Source organism: Bradyrhizobium sp. USDA 4452 (genome assembly GCF_054063575.1).
Genome location: NZ_JBSSGK010000001.1, coordinates 6656915 through 6674394, shown reverse-complemented (window position 1 = coordinate 6674394; position 17480 = coordinate 6656915). Strand labels below are relative to the sequence as shown.

General features: G+C 64.5%; 13 protein-coding genes. 8 read left to right on the top strand and 5 right to left on the bottom strand.

The genetic code is table 11. From position 1 onward, the window contains the following. Nucleotides 1-15: 15 nt before the first annotated feature. From ACVISU_RS31195 to ACVISU_RS31180, 4 genes are all read right to left on the bottom strand, one after another. Entirely contained in the window at nucleotides 16-1212 is a 1197-nt protein-coding gene (locus tag ACVISU_RS31195) for an ABC transporter substrate-binding protein (RefSeq protein ID WP_456709496.1), read from the bottom strand. A 251-nt stretch (nucleotides 1213-1463) separates the two neighbouring features. Continuing rightward, entirely contained in the window at nucleotides 1464-3008 is a 1545-nt protein-coding gene (locus ACVISU_RS31190) for a SpoVR family protein (RefSeq protein ID WP_456709495.1), read from the bottom strand. A 4-nt stretch (nucleotides 3009-3012) separates the two neighbouring features. Then, complete coding sequence (locus ACVISU_RS31185) at nucleotides 3013-4284, bottom strand: YeaH/YhbH family protein (protein ID WP_050402091.1); 1272 nt, start codon at nucleotides 4282-4284, stop codon at nucleotides 3013-3015. A 109-nt stretch (nucleotides 4285-4393) separates the two neighbouring features. Further along, nucleotides 4394-6337, bottom strand: a complete 1944-nt coding sequence (locus ACVISU_RS31180) for a PrkA family serine protein kinase (protein ID WP_050402090.1) — start codon at nucleotides 6335-6337, stop codon at nucleotides 4394-4396. Nucleotides 6338-6844: 507 nt separating this feature from the next. Here ACVISU_RS31180 and ACVISU_RS31175 point away from each other — a divergent pair. From ACVISU_RS31175 to ACVISU_RS31140, 8 genes are all read left to right on the top strand, one after another. Further along, nucleotides 6845-7462, top strand: coding sequence for a hypothetical protein (locus ACVISU_RS31175; RefSeq protein ID WP_050402089.1), 618 nt, complete (start codon nucleotides 6845-6847; stop codon nucleotides 7460-7462). 40 nt (nucleotides 7463-7502) lie between these two features. Continuing rightward, nucleotides 7503-7952, top strand: a complete 450-nt coding sequence (locus ACVISU_RS31170) for a DsrE family protein (RefSeq protein ID WP_050402088.1) — start codon at nucleotides 7503-7505, stop codon at nucleotides 7950-7952. A 234-nt stretch (nucleotides 7953-8186) separates the two neighbouring features. Further along, nucleotides 8187-11033, top strand: coding sequence for a bifunctional transaldolase/phosoglucose isomerase (locus ACVISU_RS31165; RefSeq protein WP_456709494.1), 2847 nt, complete (start codon nucleotides 8187-8189; stop codon nucleotides 11031-11033). An 11-nt stretch (nucleotides 11034-11044) separates the two neighbouring features. After that, the gene (gene gnd / locus ACVISU_RS31160; protein WP_456709493.1) at nucleotides 11045-12028 is read left to right on the top strand and encodes a phosphogluconate dehydrogenase (NAD(+)-dependent, decarboxylating); all 984 of its coding nucleotides are present in this window, start codon (nucleotides 11045-11047) and stop codon (nucleotides 12026-12028) included. A gap of 19 nt (nucleotides 12029-12047) precedes the next feature. Continuing rightward, nucleotides 12048-13541, top strand: a complete 1494-nt coding sequence (zwf, locus tag ACVISU_RS31155; RefSeq protein ID WP_172803556.1) for a glucose-6-phosphate dehydrogenase — start codon at nucleotides 12048-12050, stop codon at nucleotides 13539-13541. A 1-nt stretch (nucleotide 13542) separates the two neighbouring features. Beyond that, nucleotides 13543-14292: a 6-phosphogluconolactonase gene (pgl, locus tag ACVISU_RS31150; RefSeq protein ID WP_456709492.1), complete on the top strand. Its 750-nt coding sequence runs from the start codon at nucleotides 13543-13545 to the stop codon at nucleotides 14290-14292. A gap of 57 nt (nucleotides 14293-14349) precedes the next feature. Beyond that, nucleotides 14350-14838 (top strand): gluconokinase, encoded by a 489-nt coding sequence (locus ACVISU_RS31145; protein WP_456710941.1) that lies wholly within the window; start codon nucleotides 14350-14352, stop codon nucleotides 14836-14838. After that, nucleotides 14835-15638, top strand: a complete 804-nt coding sequence (locus tag ACVISU_RS31140; protein WP_456709491.1) for an HAD family hydrolase — start codon at nucleotides 14835-14837, stop codon at nucleotides 15636-15638. Before ACVISU_RS31145 ends, ACVISU_RS31140 begins: the two co-directional genes overlap by 4 nt. 26 nt (nucleotides 15639-15664) lie before the next feature. Here ACVISU_RS31140 and ACVISU_RS31135 read toward each other — a convergent pair whose 3' ends face one another. Beyond that, entirely contained in the window at nucleotides 15665-17473 is a 1809-nt protein-coding gene (locus ACVISU_RS31135) for a glycoside hydrolase family 15 protein (RefSeq protein ID WP_050402081.1), read from the bottom strand. Between the last annotated feature and the right edge of the window lie 7 nt (nucleotides 17474-17480).

Here is a 17480-nt window from a genome sequence, read left to right as displayed (position 1 = left end):
GATTTCTGTTTGGTACTACTTGTCGCTCAGGACGTCGCCGAACAGCGCCCAGGACTTGCCGTCGAACCGCGCCATCTGGATTTGGCGGATCGGCGTGACATTATCGGGCTCGGTCTGCACCTTGATGCCCGGCAGCAGCATCGGTAGTTCGAGCGGCTTCAGATTGGTCGCCTGCTTGATGATGTTGTCGCGGCTGTAGTCGCCATTGCAGTTCTTCAGCACCGCCGCCATCACCTGCGCGACCGTGTAGCCCTGCACGTTGAATAGGTCGCCCGGGCTGGCATTCGGCTGATACTTCTTCATCCAGGCGGAAAACACCTGCTGCGCGGGATCGTCGGCCCAACGCGGATCGGTCGGGTCCTTGAGATAGAGCCCGGTCACGACACCGATGACGTTCTCGAGCCCGGCCGGCTCGAGCACCGCGGAGACCGAGTTGGAGACGGTCGGCAGGATGGTGAGCGGCTTCCAGCCCATGCTGGCGGCCTTGCGCAGCGCCTGCGCCGCGAATTTCGGCGTCGCTTCGGCAAAGAACACGTCGGCACCGGACTCGCGCATCGTCACCATCTGGGAATCGATGGTCGGATCGGTGGTGAGGTAGGTGGTCTCCGCTACGATCTGGCCGACGTGCTCGCCGAGCCCGTCCTTGAAGCCCCTGAGATAGTCCTTGCCGGCGTCTTCGTTCGGCGTGATGACGGCGATCTTCGCGTCCGGCCTGGTCTTCAGGATGTACTTTGCGTAGAGCCGGCCCTCGAGCTCGTAGGTCGGATTGAAGCCGACGGTCCACGGGAACTGCTTCGGATCGTTCCAGCGCGTCGCGCCCGAGGATACGAATAGCTGCGGCACGTGCCTGATGTTGAGATATTTCTGCACCGAGATGTTGGGTGCGGTGCCGACTGCGCTGAAGATTGCCAGCACCTCGTCCTGCTCGACCAGCTTGCGGGTCTGCTCGACGGTTTTCGACGGCGAATAGGCGTCGTCGAGACTTTCGAAGTCGATCTTGCGCCCGCTGATGCCTCCCTGGTCGTTGAGCATCTGGAAGTACGCGGCTTCGGCGCGTGCGATCGTGCCGTAGGCGGAGGCCGGGCCGCTATACGGTGCGGTGTTTCCGATCCTGATGACGCTTTCTGTTGCGATGGATGTCGCAATCGATGAAGCTGCGAGCGCGGCGACGGCGATGACGCCCGCGAGGCGGGAGCGAGTTGACAAGGGCATATCCTTTTCTTGGTTTTCTTGACGCGGCGCACCTTATCAATCGCGCCCGCGCAGGCAATCGCCAACACCGTCTTGCGAAATCTCCGCATGACGGCATCTCGTTCGCGCATGGAACGTGATGCGATTGCAAATCCGGAATGTTGCCGGGATGTTCATGATGTGAGCCTTCGATGGAAATGAAGGTTCACCGAGCAAGAATGGCATTCCGCGCGGCGGTGTGCGCCGCGCTCATGATCGCGAGAGCGTGATCCTCAAGCAGCGACCGCAGCCGCGCGCGGGCTGACGACGTATTCCTTCAGCACCTTGTCGGTGCCGTCGACTTCGGTCAGTGCGACGTCGTAGGACCACAGATCGGCGAGATGCTGCAGCACGCGCCGCGTGTCGGTCTCGTTGAGCTGCGCGCCCTTCACGGTGGTGTGACGCAGCATCAGGCGGCGGTCGCCGTCGAGATCGACATCCATGACCTCGATATTGGCGTCGACGAAGCCGACATCGTATTGCCGCGCCAGCTCGCGGCGCACCCGGCGGTAACCACGTTCGTCATGGATCGCATCGACCTTGATCCCCTGGCTTTCGGCGGGGTCGTCGTGCAGATGGAACATGCGGAAGCGCCGGATCAGCGCCGGGCTGAGGAACTGGTTGATGAAACTCTCGTCGCGGTAGTTGCTCCAGATCTCGCGCAGCACGCCCTCGACGTCGCCCTTGCCGGCAATGTCGGGGAACCAGTCGCGATCCTCGTTCTCCGGGTTCTTCACGATCCGCTCGATGTCCTGCATCATGGCGAAGCCGAGCGCATAGGGATTGAAGCCGGAATAGCGGCGATCGTCGAACTCGGGCTGGAACACCACATTGGTGTGCGACTGCAGGAATTCGAGGAAATTGCCGTCGGTGAGCCGCCCCTGCTGATGCAGCCGGCTCATGATCCGGTAATGCACGTAGGTCGCGGTGCCCTCGTTCATCACCTTGGTCTGGCCCTGCGGGTAGAAGTACTGCGCGATGTGACGCACGATGCGGATCAGCTCGCGCTGCCAGCCTTGCAGGCGCGGCGCGGTCTTCTCGAGGAAATAGAGGATGTTCTCCTGCGGCAGGCCGAGCAGCGCGCGGCGCCGCTCGGCAGAGAGCGTCGCCTTGCTCTTGGCCCTGGTGTTCGGCACCGTCCGCCACAGATCGTTGAACACGGCCTCCTCGTGCTGCCGGCGCTCGCCGGCGCGCTTCTCCTCGGCACGCAGGTCGAGCGTCTTCTTGCCGGGATAGCGGTCGACGCCATGCGACATCAGCGCATGCGCGGCATCCAGCGTCCGCTCCACCGTCTCGCGGCCGTGGCGGTCCTCGCAGGCCGCGATGTAGCCCTTGGCGAATTCGAGATAATCGAGGATGCCGTCCGCATCGGTCCACTGCTTGAACAGATAGTTGTTCTTGAAGAAGTGATTGTGCCCGAACGCCGCGTGCGCGATCACCAGCGTCTGCATCGTCGCGGTGTTCTCCTCCATCAGATAGGAGATGCACGGCGAGGAGTTGATCACGATTTCATAGGCGAGGCCCATCAGGCCCTTGCGGTAGGAGGCTTCCTGGAAGGCGAACTGCTTGCCGAACGACCAGTGCTTGTAGAACAGCGGCATGCCGACCGAGGAATAGGCGTCGAGCATCTGCTCGGCGGTGATCACCTCGATCTGGTTGGGATAGACGTCGAGCCCGAGCTCCTTGCGGGCGACCTCTTCGCAGGCATCGTGAATCCGCTGCAACGTCTGGAAATCCCAGTCGGCGCCCTCGAACAGCCGTTCGCCGGAAGACCCCATCAACCTATACCCTTTCCTGACTGGTAGAGCGACGCTTGAACAGGTCCTGAAACACCGGGAAGATCTCGCCGCGCTCGCTCACCTTGCGCATCGACAACGGCGCGCCCTCGTTGCGCAGACGCTCATAGAGGGTCCAGAGCGAGGAGTCCGGCATGTCGAAGGTGTAGTTGGCGGCCTCGCCGACCTCGAGATAGGCGAAGAACTGGCAGACCGGCAGGATCTTGTCGGTCAACAGATGCCCGGTCACTCCGCTGTCGGAGGTCATGTTGTCGCCGTCGGAAGCCTGCGCGGCGTAGATGTTCCAGTCGGCGGGACGGAAGCGGGTGCGGACGATGTCATTCATCGCAACCAGCGCGCTCGACACCAGCGTGCCGCCGGACGCCGGTCCATGGAAGAACGTATCCTCGTCCACCTCCTCGGCGCGGTCGGTGTGCCGGATGAACACGATCTCGACATGCTTGTAGCGCCGCTTCAGGAAGACGTAGAGCAGCATGTAGAACCGCTTGGCGAGATCCTTCATGTGCTCGGACATCGAGCCCGAGACGTCCATCAGGCAGAACATCACGGCCTGCGCCACCGGCTTCGGCACCGTCTCGAAGCGGCGGTAGCGGATGTCGATCGGATCGATGAAAGGGATCCGCTTGGCCTTGGCCTTCAGTGCTTCGAGCAGCGTGAGCAGCTCGCGGCGGCGCGTCTCGTCCTCGCACTCCGCAAGCTCCGCCTCGAGCGCCTCGATCTCGTCCTTGCGCGGCCGGCGCAGCGCCACGCGGCGCGCCAGGGCCCGGCTCACGGTGCGGCTGATCGAGATGTTGGCGGGCGAGCCCGAGGTCGCATAGCCGGCGCGCTGGATGCCCTCGCTCTCGGTTTCCGCGAGCTTGCGCTTGGCAAGGTCGGGCAATTCGAGGTCGTCGAGGAAGAGGTCGACGAACTCCTCGCGGCTGAGCACGAAGCGGAACGCGTCCTCGCTGTCGCCCTCGCCCGCGCCGGAACCCTTGCCGCCGCTCTGGTTCGGGCGTTGCAGCCAGTCGCCCTCGACGAATTTCTTGTTGCCGGGCAGCACCATGTCACGCGTGCCGCCCTCGCGCCGGAACCGCGGCTCATCCATGCCGTCCAGCGGGATGGTCACCTCGCCGCCCTCCAGGACATCCTTGATGTCCCGGTCCTGCGACGACTTCTTGACGGCTCCCTGCACCAGCGCCTTGGCACGCCGCAGGAAGCGCTGGCGGTTCTCCAGGCTCTTGCTACCCGGATTCAACCGCCGATCGACGATATGCATGACCACGTTGCATCTGCCTCACCGGATGCGATCATGACAGTCGCATCGCATTCTTATTGGAAGGGACGTAACGAGACGGAAAGCCGTTACCGGCTTTCCGGACCGCGCATTAGCCGGCCTGCTTGACCCGCATGTACCACTCGACCAGCCGGCGGACCTGGCGCTCGGTGTAACCGCGCTCCACCATCCGCTCGACGAACTCGCCGTGCTTCTTCTCGGTCTCGCCGTCCTTCTTGGAGCCGAACGAGATGACCGGAAGCAAATCCTCGACCTGGGAGAATATCCGCTTCTCGATCACGTCGCGAACCTTTTCGTACGAGGTCCAGCTCGGATTCTTGCCGCCATTGTGCGCCCGCGAACGCAGCGAGAACTTGACGACCTCGTTGCGGAAGTCCTTCGGGTTGGCGATGCCGGCCGGCTTCTCGATCTTGGTCAGCTCCTGGTTCAAAAGCTCGCGGTTCATCAATTGGCCGGTGTCGGGATCCTTGAAGTCCTGGTCCTCGATCCAGGCATCGGCGTAGTCGACGTAGCGGTCGAACAGATTCTGGCCGTAGTCGGCGTAGGATTCCAGATAGGCCTTCTGGATCTCGTTGCCGATGAACTCGGCATAGCGCGGCGCGAGGTCGGCCTTGATGAATTCGAGATAGCGTTTCTCGGTCTCGTCAGGCAGCTGCTCGCGGCGGATCGCCTGCTCCAGCACGTACATGAGATGCACGGCGTCGGCGCCGACCTCGGTGGTATCGTGGTTGAAGGTCGAGGCCAGCACCTTGAAGGCAAAGCGGGTCGAGACGCCGTCCATGCCCTCGTCGACCCCGGCGGCGTCCTTGTACTCCTGAACGCTGCGCGCCTTGGGATCGGATTCCTTCAGGCTCTCGCCGTCATAGACGCGCATCTTGCCGAACAGCGTCGAGTTCTCGTGCTTGCGCAGCCGCGACATCACCGAGAAGCGGGCCAGCGTCTCCAGCGTGGCCGGCGCGCACGGCGCGGCGGCAAGCTCGGAGCCCTGGATCAGCTTCTCGTAGATCTTCTGCTCCTCGGTGACCCGCAGGCAGTACGGCACCTTGATGACGCAGATGCGGTCGATGAAAGCCTCGTTGTTCTTGTTGGTCTTGAAGCTCTGCCACTCGGCTTCGTTGGAGTGCGCGAGGATGATGCCGGTGAACGGGATCGCACCGATGTTCTCGGTGCCAATGTAGTTGCCCTCCTGCGTCGCCGTCAGCAGCGGGTGCAGCATCTTGATCGGCGCCTTGAACATTTCGACGAACTCGAGCACGCCCTGGTTGGCGCGGTTGAGGCCGCCGGAATAGCTGTAGGCATCCGGATCGTTCTGGGCGTAGGTCTCGAGCTTGCGGATGTCGACCTTGCCGACCAGCGAGGAGATGTCCTGGTTGTTCTCGTCGCCGGGCTCGGTCTTGGCGACCGCGATCTGGCGCAGCCGGGAGGGCTGGATGCGCGCGACGCGGAATTGCGAGATGTCGCCGCCGAAGGCCTCCAGCCGCTTATAGGCCCAGGGCGACATCAGCCCGCTGAGCCGGCGGCGCGGAATGCCGTACTTCTCCTCGATCATCGGCCCGAGCTGCTCGGGATCGAACAGCCCGAGCGGGCTCTCGAACACCGGCGACAACTCGTCACCCGCCTTCAGCACGTAGATCGGATGGATTTCCATCAGCGCCTTGATGCGCTCGGCGAGCGACGACTTGCCGCCGCCGACCGGTCCGAGCAGATAAAGGATCTGCTTGCGCTCTTCGAGGCCCTGCGCGGCGTGACGGAAGAAGCCGACGAGGCGCTCGATCGTGTCCTCCATGCCGTAGAAGCCGGCGAAGGCCGGATACGACCTGATCGTACGGTTCAAAAAGATACGGCCAAGGCGTGGGTCCTTGGCCGTGTCGATCATCTGGGGCTCACCGATTGCCGCTAATAACCGCTCGGCCGCATTGGCGTATCGCATCGGATCACTTCGACACGACTCCAGATACTCGGCCATCGACATGTCGGTCTGGCTTCGTGCTTCAAACGACCTTGCGAAGGCGTTGAACAAAGAATCGTTGTACATGATCCCTATCTCCACGATATGTATCGCCGCACGACTGACACGAGTCGCAACCAGAGCGTCCTAGGATCGAATCAGCGTCGGCACGCTGGGTCCATTGGACACTCGACCGACTCATTTCGGCAATGCACGGCGCGTGCAGCCTCTGCCTTATCAACAGGCAGGAAGCTTAATGGTTCATCAATATCCCCCGTTGGTAACCTGATTTTAGCGGTTGTAGCCCCTTAGCCACATCCGTGGTTTACCGGGGCCAGGCTTCCGAGGCGGACATCCGAGCGGGGCAACTTCCCCGTCCGGCGATGAACGTTAGGCTCCCTGAAAACGTGTGGCTGTCCAGCCTTGGCGTCAAGATGTGCGCGTCACAGATTCGGATGAACAAACATTCAGAAGCCGTTGAACGTGCCTCCTTGTCGCCGCGACTAAGGCAACGAGCCCGTGCAGTTCCACGCGGCACCATTGCCGCGCTGTAAAGATGACAGCTTGGAGACGTCGGCTATTCCCGAGGCGGTCATGAAGCAGACATTCCTCGTTGTCGCACTTGCCGCCGCAGCCTGCGTCGGCGCGGCGTTAACCGTCGAGGCGCAGGAAGGCATCGACAAGGCCAAGGCGGCCGCCTTCGACAACAGGATGTTTGCAGGCCCGCCGGGCGCGAAAGCCTATGCCTGCTTCGTGCGGCGATACGATGCAAATCATCTGGCGCAGCATCCGAAGCAGAAGGTCAGCGCGATGAAGCTCCTCGTCGCCGCCGAAGATGCGCCGGAGGACGGGACTACCAGTTACTCGTTCCGGCTTGGCGTTACCTATCGTCATCGCCCCGGCAATTTCGACTCCAGCGGCTACTGCAACCATGCGATCGCGACCGAATCCGGACACGAAATCCGCTTCGAATGCGGCGTGGATTGTGAAGGCGGCGGTATCAGCGTGGCGTTGTCGAAGGACGATAAGTCCGCGATCGCACGCCTCGCCAGCATCAGGATGTGGAATCGCAACAAGCCCGACGATGAGGCGAGCGAAGAGCTGCTTGCCGGCGCCGATGACAAGATCTTCCGCGTCGATCGGGCGGCTCCAGGCGAATGCGCCGAACTTGTGACCGACCGCAAGGAACTCGCTGCGCTCCGCCACAAGTGATAGGCTCGGCCCGGTCGACAACAATTGCGCGAGGGACGCCATGCAGCGACGCAGCATCCTGTGGGGTACGCTCTCGGCGGTCGGCGCGGCCTTCGCGGCGTCACGGGCGAACGCCGCTACTGAGACTCCACCACCGGCAAAGCTGAGGGTGGCCTACCACCTCGACGACCTCGACAAGGTCAATTTCGTGATCGGCAACATCCAGAACCATCTCGACGGCGTCGGCGGACCCGGCCATGTGACGATCGCGCTCGTGGTGCATGGCCGGGCGCTGAAGGCGTTTCATGCGGCGGCGGCCAATCCCGACCTGTCGAAGCGTGTCGGACAGTTCGCCAAGGATGGCATCGAGCTCGCCGCCTGCGGCAACACCATGAAATCGCAGAACATCACCCTCGCCGACCTGCTCCCGGGCTTCGTCGCCGCCGAGCGCGGCGGCGTGGTCCGGCTCGCCGAGCTGCAATCCGAAGGCTACCTCTACCTGCGGCCCTGACGCGCGCTGCGGCCGTGACGCACAGGCATGCGCCGCACGCGTCATAAAAATGTGCCTAGATCAGGGTCTGCTCCTACCACGCTCCGAGGGGATCGAACTGTTGTGAATGGCGTTATCCCTTGGGAATGCTGATATTCCGCCCGGGCCCCCAGTCATGTTGACAATCCGCCTCCACCCCCGAAAGCTGCCCGGGAACCCAAAAATCGACCCTCGATCGAACGAGAACAGGCACCCATGAACCCCGTCAAAGCACTCGAAAATCACCGCCAGGCCGTCTGGCTGGACTTCCTCGCCCGCGGCTTCGTCGCCAAGGGCGACCTGAAGCGGCTGATCGAGACCGACGGCGTCAAAGGCGTGACGTCCAACCCCTCGATCTTCGAGAAGGCGATCGGCAGCTCGGACGAGTATGACGGGGCGATCGGCCAGGCCCTCAAGAAGGGCGACCGCTCGGTCGCCGACCTGTTCGAGCATCTTGCCGTTGTGGATATCCAACATGCCGCCGACGTGCTGCGCCCGGTCTACGACCACAGCCATGGCGGCGACGGCTTCGTCAGCCTCGAAGTGTCGCCCTATCTGGCGATGGATACCAAGGGCACGATCGTGGAGGCCGAGCGGCTCTGGAAGGACGTCCGTCGCAAGAACCTGATGGTCAAGGTGCCGGCGACGCCGGAGGGTCTGCCGGCGATCGAGTATCTGATCGGCGAAGGCATCAGCATCAACATCACGCTGCTGTTCTCGCAGAAGGTCTATCGGCAGGTCGCGGAGGCCTATCTCAAGGGCCTGGAGAAGTACGTCGCCAAGGGTGGCGATCCTTCCCATGTCGCCAGCGTCGCCAGCTTCTTCGTCAGCCGCATCGATAGCGCCGTCGACAAGCAGCTCGACGAGAAGATCGCGCGCGCCAACGACCCATCCGAGAAGGAGCGGCTCGCGGCGCTGAAGGGCAAGGTCGCGATCGCCAATGCAAAGCTCGCCTACCAGGACTACAAGCGCCTGTTCTCGGGGGCGCGCTGGGACAAGCTCACCGCCAAGGGTGCCAAGCCGCAGCGGCTGCTGTGGGCGTCCACCGGTACCAAGAACAAGGACTATAGCGATGTGCTCTATGTCGAGGAGCTGATCGGCCCCGACACGGTCAACACCGTCCCGCCGGCGACGCTCGACGCCTTCCGCGACCACGGCAAGGTCCGCGACAGCCTCGAGGAGAATGTCGCGGACGCCCGCCACGTGCTGGAGCAGCTGGAGAAGTCCGGCATCTCGCTCGATGCGATCACCGAGGAGCTGGTGAAGGACGGCGTCAAGCTGTTCGCCGACGCGGCCGACAAGCTGTACGGCGCGGTTGCCCACAAGCGCGCGACCTCGCTCGGCGGCGGCATCGACCAGCAGAAGCTGGCGCTCGGCGCCGGCATCGCGAAGGCGGTCGAGAAGAGCACCGAGGACTGGCGCGCCTCCGCCAAGATCCGAAGGCTCTGGCACAAGGACAAGTCGGTCTGGACCGGCGATGACGAGGACAAATGGCTGGGCTGGCTGACCAGCGCCGCTTCCGCCGACGTCGCCGACTACGAGGATTTCGCCAAACGCGTGAAGGGCCAGAACTTCACCGACGCCGTCGTGCTCGGCATGGGCGGATCGAGCCTCGGGCCGGAGGTCCTGGCCCAGACCTTCCCGCACAAGTCCGGCTTCCCGCGGCTGCACGTGCTCGACTCCACCGATCCGGCGCAGGTGCGCGCGATGGAGGAGTATGTCGATATCGCAAAAACGCTGTTCATCGTCTCGTCCAAGTCCGGCGGCACCACCGAGCCGAATGTGATGAAGGACTATTTCTTCGACCGGGTGGCCAAGGCGATCGGCAAGGACAAGGCCGGACATCGTTTCATCGCGGTGACCGATCCCGGCTCGTCGCTGCAGAAGGTCGCGATCAAGCAGGGCTTTGCCCGCATCTTCTACGGCGACCCCGCGATCGGCGGCCGCTATTCCGTGCTGTCGCCGTTCGGCCTGGTGCCGGCAGCGGCCGCGGGCATCGACGTCCGCAGCCTGCTCGGCCATACGCTCGCCATGGTGCGCTCCTGCGGCGCCGACGTGCCGCCGCAGGAAAACCCGGGCGTCCAGCTCGGACTGGCAATGGGCATCGCCGGGCTGGAAGGCCGCGACAAGGTGACGATCTTCGCCTCGCCCGACGTCGCCGATTTCGGCGCCTGGGCCGAGCAGCTGATCGCCGAATCGACCGGCAAGGACGGCAAGGGCCTGATCCCGATCGAGGGCGAGACCATCGGCGATGCTGTGGTCTACGGCAACGACCGCTTCTTCATCGACCTGCGCACCGAGGGCGAGCACGATGCTGCGCATGAGGCCAAGCTCGCTGCGCTCGAGGCCGCCGGCCATCCCGTCGTCCGGATCGTGATGAAGTCGATCGACCATATCGGCCAGGAGTTCTTCCGCTTCGAGATTGCGACCGCGGTCGCAGGCTCGATCCTCGGCATCAACCCGTTCAACCAGCCCGACGTCGAGGCCGCCAAGATCAAGACCCGCGAGCTGACGGCGGCGTTCGAGAAGACCGGATCGCTGCCGGCCGAGCAGCCGGTGGTGTCGGCGGACGGGATCGAGCTCTACACCGACGCGCAGAACGCCGAGGATCTGCGCAAGGCCGGCGCCAATGGCGACCTCAATTCCTGGATCAAGACCCACCTGTCGCGCTCCGGCCGCGGCGACTATGTCGCCCTGCTCGCCTATATCGAGCGCGACGGCGACACCATCGACGCCATGCAGGCGATGCGGCTGAAAGTGCGCGACGCAAAGCACCTGGCGACCTGCGCCGAGTTCGGCCCGCGCTTCCTGCACTCGACCGGGCAGGCCTACAAGGGCGGGCCCGACAGCGGCGTGTTCCTGCAGGTCACGACCCACGATAGCCAGGACCTTCCGGTGCCCGGCCAGAAGGCGAGCTTCGGCGTGATCAAGGCGGCGCAGGCGCGTGGCGATTTCGACGTGCTCACCGAGCGCGGCCGGCGCGCGCTGCGGGTGCATCTCAAGGGCGATCTCACCTCCGGGCTTGCGGCACTCGATGCCGCGATCTCGGCCGCACTGAACTGACGGAGGCAGGGATGCAACTCGGCATGATCGGCCTCGGGCGGATGGGCGGCAATATCGTCCGCCGTTTGATGAGCAATGGCCACACCACCGTGGTCTACGACAAGGATCCGAAGGCGGTCGCGGCGCTGGTCGCCGACAACGCCACCGGCGCCTCGTCGCTGGAGGATTTCGTCCTCAAGCTGGAAGCGCCGCGCACCGCCTGGGTGATGCTGCCGGCCGGCAAGATCACCGAAGCCACCATCGAGGCGCTGTCGAAGCTGATGCAGCCGGGCGACGTCATCATCGACGGCGGCAACACCTTCTGGCAGGACGACGTCCGCCGCGGCAAGGCACTCCGGGAGCGTGGGCTGCATTACGTCGATGTCGGCACCAGCGGCGGCATCTGGGGCATCGAGCGCGGCTACTGCATGATGATCGGCGGCGACAAAAAGGTGGTCGACCGGCTCGACCCGATCTTCAAGACGCTGGCGCCGGGCATCGGCGACATCCCGCGCACCTCCGGCCGCGAGGGCCGGGATCCGCGCATCGAACAGGGCTACATCCACGCCGGTCCTGTTGGTGCCGGGCACTTCGTCAAGATGATCCACAACGGCATCGAATACGGTCTGATGCAGGCCTATGCCGAGGGCTTCGACATCCTGAAGAACGCCAATATCGAGGCGCTGCCGCCGGAGCATCGCTTCGATCTCGACATCGCCGACATCGCCGAGGTGTGGCGGCGCGGGAGCGTGATCCCATCCTGGCTGCTCGACCTCACGGCCTCGGCGCTGGCGCAGAACCACACGCTCGACAATTATTCCGGCTTCGTCGAGGATTCCGGCGAAGGCCGCTGGACCGTCAACGCGGCGGTCGACGAGGCAGTGCCGGCGGAGGTGCTGACGGCCGCGCTCTACACCCGCTTCCGCTCGCGCAAGGATCACACCTTCGCCGAGAAGATCCTCTCGGCGATGCGCGCAGGTTTTGGCGGCCACAAGGAGCCGCCGAAGAAGGCTTGAATTGAACGCGGAAGGTCACGTGCAGAAGAAACCCGATCCTTGCTCCTTCATCATTTTCGGCGCCACCGGTGATCTGACGCACCGGCTGGTGGTCCCGGCGCTCTACAATCTCGCCGCCGGCAACCTGCTGCCGGAGAAATTCTGCGTTGTCGGCATCGTCCGCAAGGGCATGTCGAACGAGCAGCTGACCGACAGCCTGATGCAGGGGCTGCGCAAGTTCGCCACCCGCCCGGTCGACGAGACGATCGCGAAACGGCTGTTCGAATGCGTCACCGCGATCGAGGCCGATCCGAGGGATCCGTCGTCCTTTGACGCCATGAACGAACGGCTCGATAAGCTCGAGACGGCGCGCGGCACCGGCGGCAACCGGCTGTTCTATCTCGCGACCCCGCCGAGCGCCTTCCTGCCGATCAGCGAACAGCTCGGGCGCACCGGCATGCTGGAGGAGAACGGCGCCTGGCGGCGGCTGATCATCGAAAAGCCGTTCGGCACCGATCTGGCGTCGGCCAGGGCGCTGAACGCCGCCCTGCTGAAGCTGATGGACGAGCACCAGATCTACCGGATCGACCATTACCTCGGCAAGGAAACCGTCCAGAACATCCTGGTGCTGCGCTTTGCCAACGGCATGTTCGAGCCGATCTGGAATCGCAACCACATCGACCACGTCCAGATCACCGTCGACGAGAAGCTCGGCGTCGGCCACCGCGGCAGCTTCTACGACGCCACCGGCGCGCTGCGCGACATGGTGCCGAACCATCTGTTCCAGCTGCTGTCGCTGGTGACGATGGAGCCGCCGGCGCGGTTCGACGCGCATGCGGTGCGCTCCGAGAAGGCCGAGGTCCTGAGCGCGATCCAGATCCAGAGCGCGCAGGAGGCGCTGTCCAACTCGGTGCGCGGCCAGTATCGCGGCGGCCGGATCGGCGACGCCGAGATCGAGGACTATCTCAAGACACCGGATGTCAGGCCGGACAGCTCGACCGAGACCTATGCCGCGCTGAAGCTGACCATCGACAATTGGCGCTGGGCCGGCGTGCCGTTCTATTTGCGCACCGGCAAGGCGCTGGCGACCAAGCGCACCGAGATCGCGATCAAGTTCAAGCAGGCGCCGTTCGCGATGTTCCGAGACACCGCGGTCGACCGCCTGTCGCAGAATTACCTCGTCATCTCCACCGAGCCGACCGAAGGCATCGAGCTGCAATTCAACACCAAGGTGCCTGGCCCGGCCATCGACATCGACGGCGTCGAGATGAAGTTCCGCTACAAGGACTACTTCAAGGCCGAGCCGTCGACCGGCTACGAGACGCTGATCTATGACTGCATGATCGGCGACAATTTACTGTTCCAGCGCGCCGATAGCGTCGAGGCCGGATGGCAGGCGGTGCAGCCCTTCATCGACGCCTGGAAGAGCGCCGGCGGGCGCGGCCTGCAGCCCTATAAGGCCGGCAGCGAGGGCCCCGAGGCGGCCAACGCGCTGCTGACCCGCGATGGCCGCAGCTGGCGGAAGCTCAGCTGAGATGACCACGCCCGGCGAGCGCAGGATCATCACGGTCGCCGATCCAGCGGCACTGGCGAAGACGGCGGCCGAGCGGGTACTCGCCCGGTTCGATCAGAACAGCGGCCGGATCGCGGTCTGCCTCACCGGCGGCTCCAGCCCCAAGGCGCTCTACCAGCTGCTGGCGACGCCGGATTATCGCGCGAGGATTCCGTGGGACCGCGTCGACTGGTTCATCGGCGACGAGCGCCTGGTGCCACGCAAAGACAAGCTGCACAATATGAGCATGGCGCGCCAGGCCTTCCTCGACCGCTGCGCTCCGGCCGCCAACGTCCACCCGATCGCAACCGACACCGCCGATCTCAGGGATCCTGACATCAGCGCGGCGCTCTATGAGAACGAGCTGATGGCGTTCTATGGCGCCGAGCAGCTCGATCCGAAGCGGCCGCTGTTCGACCTCGTGCTGATGGGCATCGGCCCCGATGGCCATACCGCCTCGCTGTTTCCGGGCTATCCCACGGTCGAGGAGACGCAGCGCTGGGTGGTCGGGGTCCCGAAGGCCAACGTCGAACCGTTCGTGCCGCGGGTGTCGCTGACCCTGCCCGCGCTCGCCTCCTGCCGCGAGATGCTGTTCGAGGTGGCAGGCGAAACCAAGCGCGCGATCTTGACGCGCCTGTTCGCAGGCGAGAACCTGCCGGCAAACCGCGCGCGATCGCTGGGCGAAACCGTCTGGCTGATCGATCAGGCTGCGCTGCCGGAGGATTCTGTTTGATGATTTGTTTGGGTGACTTTCTTGGGTGACGGGCAAAACCCCTGTGCACTGGTCGTGATGGGCGTCTCCGGCTCGGGCAAGAGCACCATCGCCGACCGCCTCGCGATCAGGATCGGCTGGCGCTTCGAGGACGGCGACAGCTTCCACCCGCCGAGCAATGTCGCGAAGATGCATTCCGGCCAGCCGCTCACCGACGAGGATCGCTGGCCCTGGCTGCGCGCGATCGCCGCCGAGATCGACCGTACCTGCGGCGTCCGCGAACCCGCCGTGATCGCCTGCTCCGCCCTGAAGCGCAGCTATCGCGACATCCTGGTGCATGGCCGCGACGATATCCGCCTCGTCTTCCTCGACGGCACGCAGGAGCTGATCGCGACGCGGCTGGCCGCGCGCAAGGACCATTTCATGCCGCCGGGCTTGCTCGCCAGCCAGTTCAAGACGCTGGAGCCGCCGACGCCGGACGAGCACCCGATCACGGTTGCGATCGACCGTTCGGTCGACACCATCGTCGCAGACATCGTCAATCAACTGAAGCTGGACCGCTCATGACCCGCATCGCCCTTGTCGTATCCGATGTCGACGGCACGCTGCTCACCAAGGACAAGACCTTGACCGACGGCGCCAGGGCGGCCGTGCGCAGGCTGCATGAGGCCGGCATCGGCTTCACCATCGTCTCCAGCCGGCCGACCATCGGGATGGGCTTCCTGGTCGCGCCGCTCGCGATCGCGCTGCCGATCGGCGCCTTCAACGGCTCCTCGATCGTCGATCCGCAATTGAAGCCGCTCGAACAGCATGTGATCCCGCCGGCCATCGCCAGGCGCTGCATCGAGCTGCTCCGCGAGCGCGGCATCGACATCTGGCTGTTCACCAACGACCGCTGGCTGACCCGAAATCCCGACGGCGAATATACCGCGCACGAGCAGCGCACGATCAAGCATGATCCGACCATCGTCGACGATTTCACGCCCTATCTCGACCAGGCTTGCAAGATCGTCGGCGCGAGCTCGGATGCGCCCCTGCTGCAGCGCTGCGAGGCGGAGATGCAGCAGATGGTCGGCCAGGATGCCACCGCGGTCCGCTCGCAAACCTACTATCTCGACGTCACCCCACCCGGCCACGACAAGGGTACCTTCGTCGAGGGTATCGCGAAACGTCTTGGCGTGTCGCTCGAGAATGTCGCCACGATCGGCGACATGCAGAACGATCTGCCGATGTTCGCGCGAAGCGGCGTCTCGTTCGCGATGGGCAACGCCAGCGACGACGTGAAGGCCCGCGCCACGCATGTCACCGAGACCAACGAGCGCGACGGTTTCGCGCGCGCGATGGACATGTTGCTGCAGCTCCACTGAAGCAGCGACCCCCCAGGATGCCCTGATCAGGTCGACCGCTGGACCGCCGGCTTCTCGGCGTCGGCCCTGGCGGCACTGAGATTGTGCGCGGTATTGATCAGCGCGATATGGGTCAGCGCCTGCGGGAAGTTGCCGGTCTGCCGGCCGGCGCCGGGGTCGAACTCCTCCGCCAGCAGCCCGAGATCGTTGGCGACCGCCACGACGCGGTCGAACATGGTCTGTGCCTTGTCGACGTCCCCCGCCAGCACATAGGCATCGGCGAGCCACAGGCTGCAGGCCAGGAATGCGCCCTCGATCGGCTGGACTTCGTCGGACACCTCGCGCGGATCGTGCCGCAGCACGAAGCCGTCGCGCATCATGTGGCGTTCGACCGCCGCGATCGTGCCACGGATGCGTGGATCGTCCGGCGGCAGGAAGCCGACCGACGGCAGCAGCAGCAGGCTGGCGTCGAGCAGCTTCGAGCCGTAGCTCTCGACGAAGCTGTCGAGATCAGGATCGAAGCCACGCCGGCAGACCTCGCGATGGATCGCCTCGCGCAGCACCCGCCATTTGACCAGCGGCCCCTTGAAACCGAACCGCTCCGCGCTCTTGATCGCGCGGTCGAAGGCGACCCAACACATCACCTTGGAGAACACATAGTGTCTCGGAGTGCCGCGCCGCTCCCAGATACCATGATCCGGCTGGTCCCAAACCTCGGCGAGATGGCTGACGACGGTGCACTCGAGCGACCAGCTTTCCTTGTCGAGATTCAACTTCGCCATGCGGGACTGATGGAAGGCGTCGATCAGCTCGCCATAGACATCGAGTTGAAGCTGCGCATGCGCGGCGTTGCCGATGCGGACCGGCTGTGCCCCCTCATAGCCGGACAGCCATCCGGCCTCCCATTCCAGGAGGCGCCGCTGGCCCAGGATGCCGTACATGATCTGCATGTTGGCCGGCGCGCCGGCCGCGGCCCGCAGCAGCCAATTGTGCCAAGCCGCCGCTTCCTCGGTGTAGCCCGAATTCATCAGAGCCAGCATCGTGAAGGTGGCGTCGCGCAGCCAGCAGAACCGGTAGTCCCAGTTGCGCGCGCCGCCGAGCTTCTCCGGCAACGAGGTGGTCGGTGCCGCGACGATGCCGCCGGTCGGCCTGAAGGTCAGCGCCTTCAGCGTGATGAGCGAACGCATCACGAGATCGCGCTGAAGGCTGCCGTCATAGGTCGAACGGCTGCACCATTCCTTCCAGTAGTCCTCGGTATCCTTCAGCGCCGCCTCCGGATCGATCGGCTCCGGCAGCTGCTGAAAGGACGCGCCATAGGTCATGACGAACGGCACGGTATCGCCCTCGCCTACCTCGAAATCAGCGATCGTGGTCAGGTCCTTGCCCGATGTCCTAACCGGCGTGCGCAGCACGGTCATGTCCTGCCCGCTGATCGCCAGCAGCCCCTCGCCGTCCGGGTTCTTCTTCACCCAGGGGACATCGACCCCGAAGCCGAAGCGGATCACCAGCTCCATGTGCATCTTGACTCGGCCGCTGATGCCTCGAACCAAGCGAACCACGTCGGAGGCATTGCCGCGCGGCGGCATGAAGTCGATCAGCGCGACCACGCCGCCCTCGGTCTCGAACCGCGTCTCCAGGATCAACGTATCGTCCCAATAACGCCGCGAGATCTGCCTGATCTCGCCAGTGGGCGCCAGCAGCCAGCGGCCATTTCGCGACGTGCCGAGCAGCGCAGCGAAGCAGGCGTCGGAGTCGAATCCCGGCCAGCACAGCCAGTCAATCGAGCCGTCACGGCCGACCAGCGCCGCGGTCTCGCAGTCGCCGATCAGTCCATAGTCTTCGATGCGAGAGGCCACGCGCCGT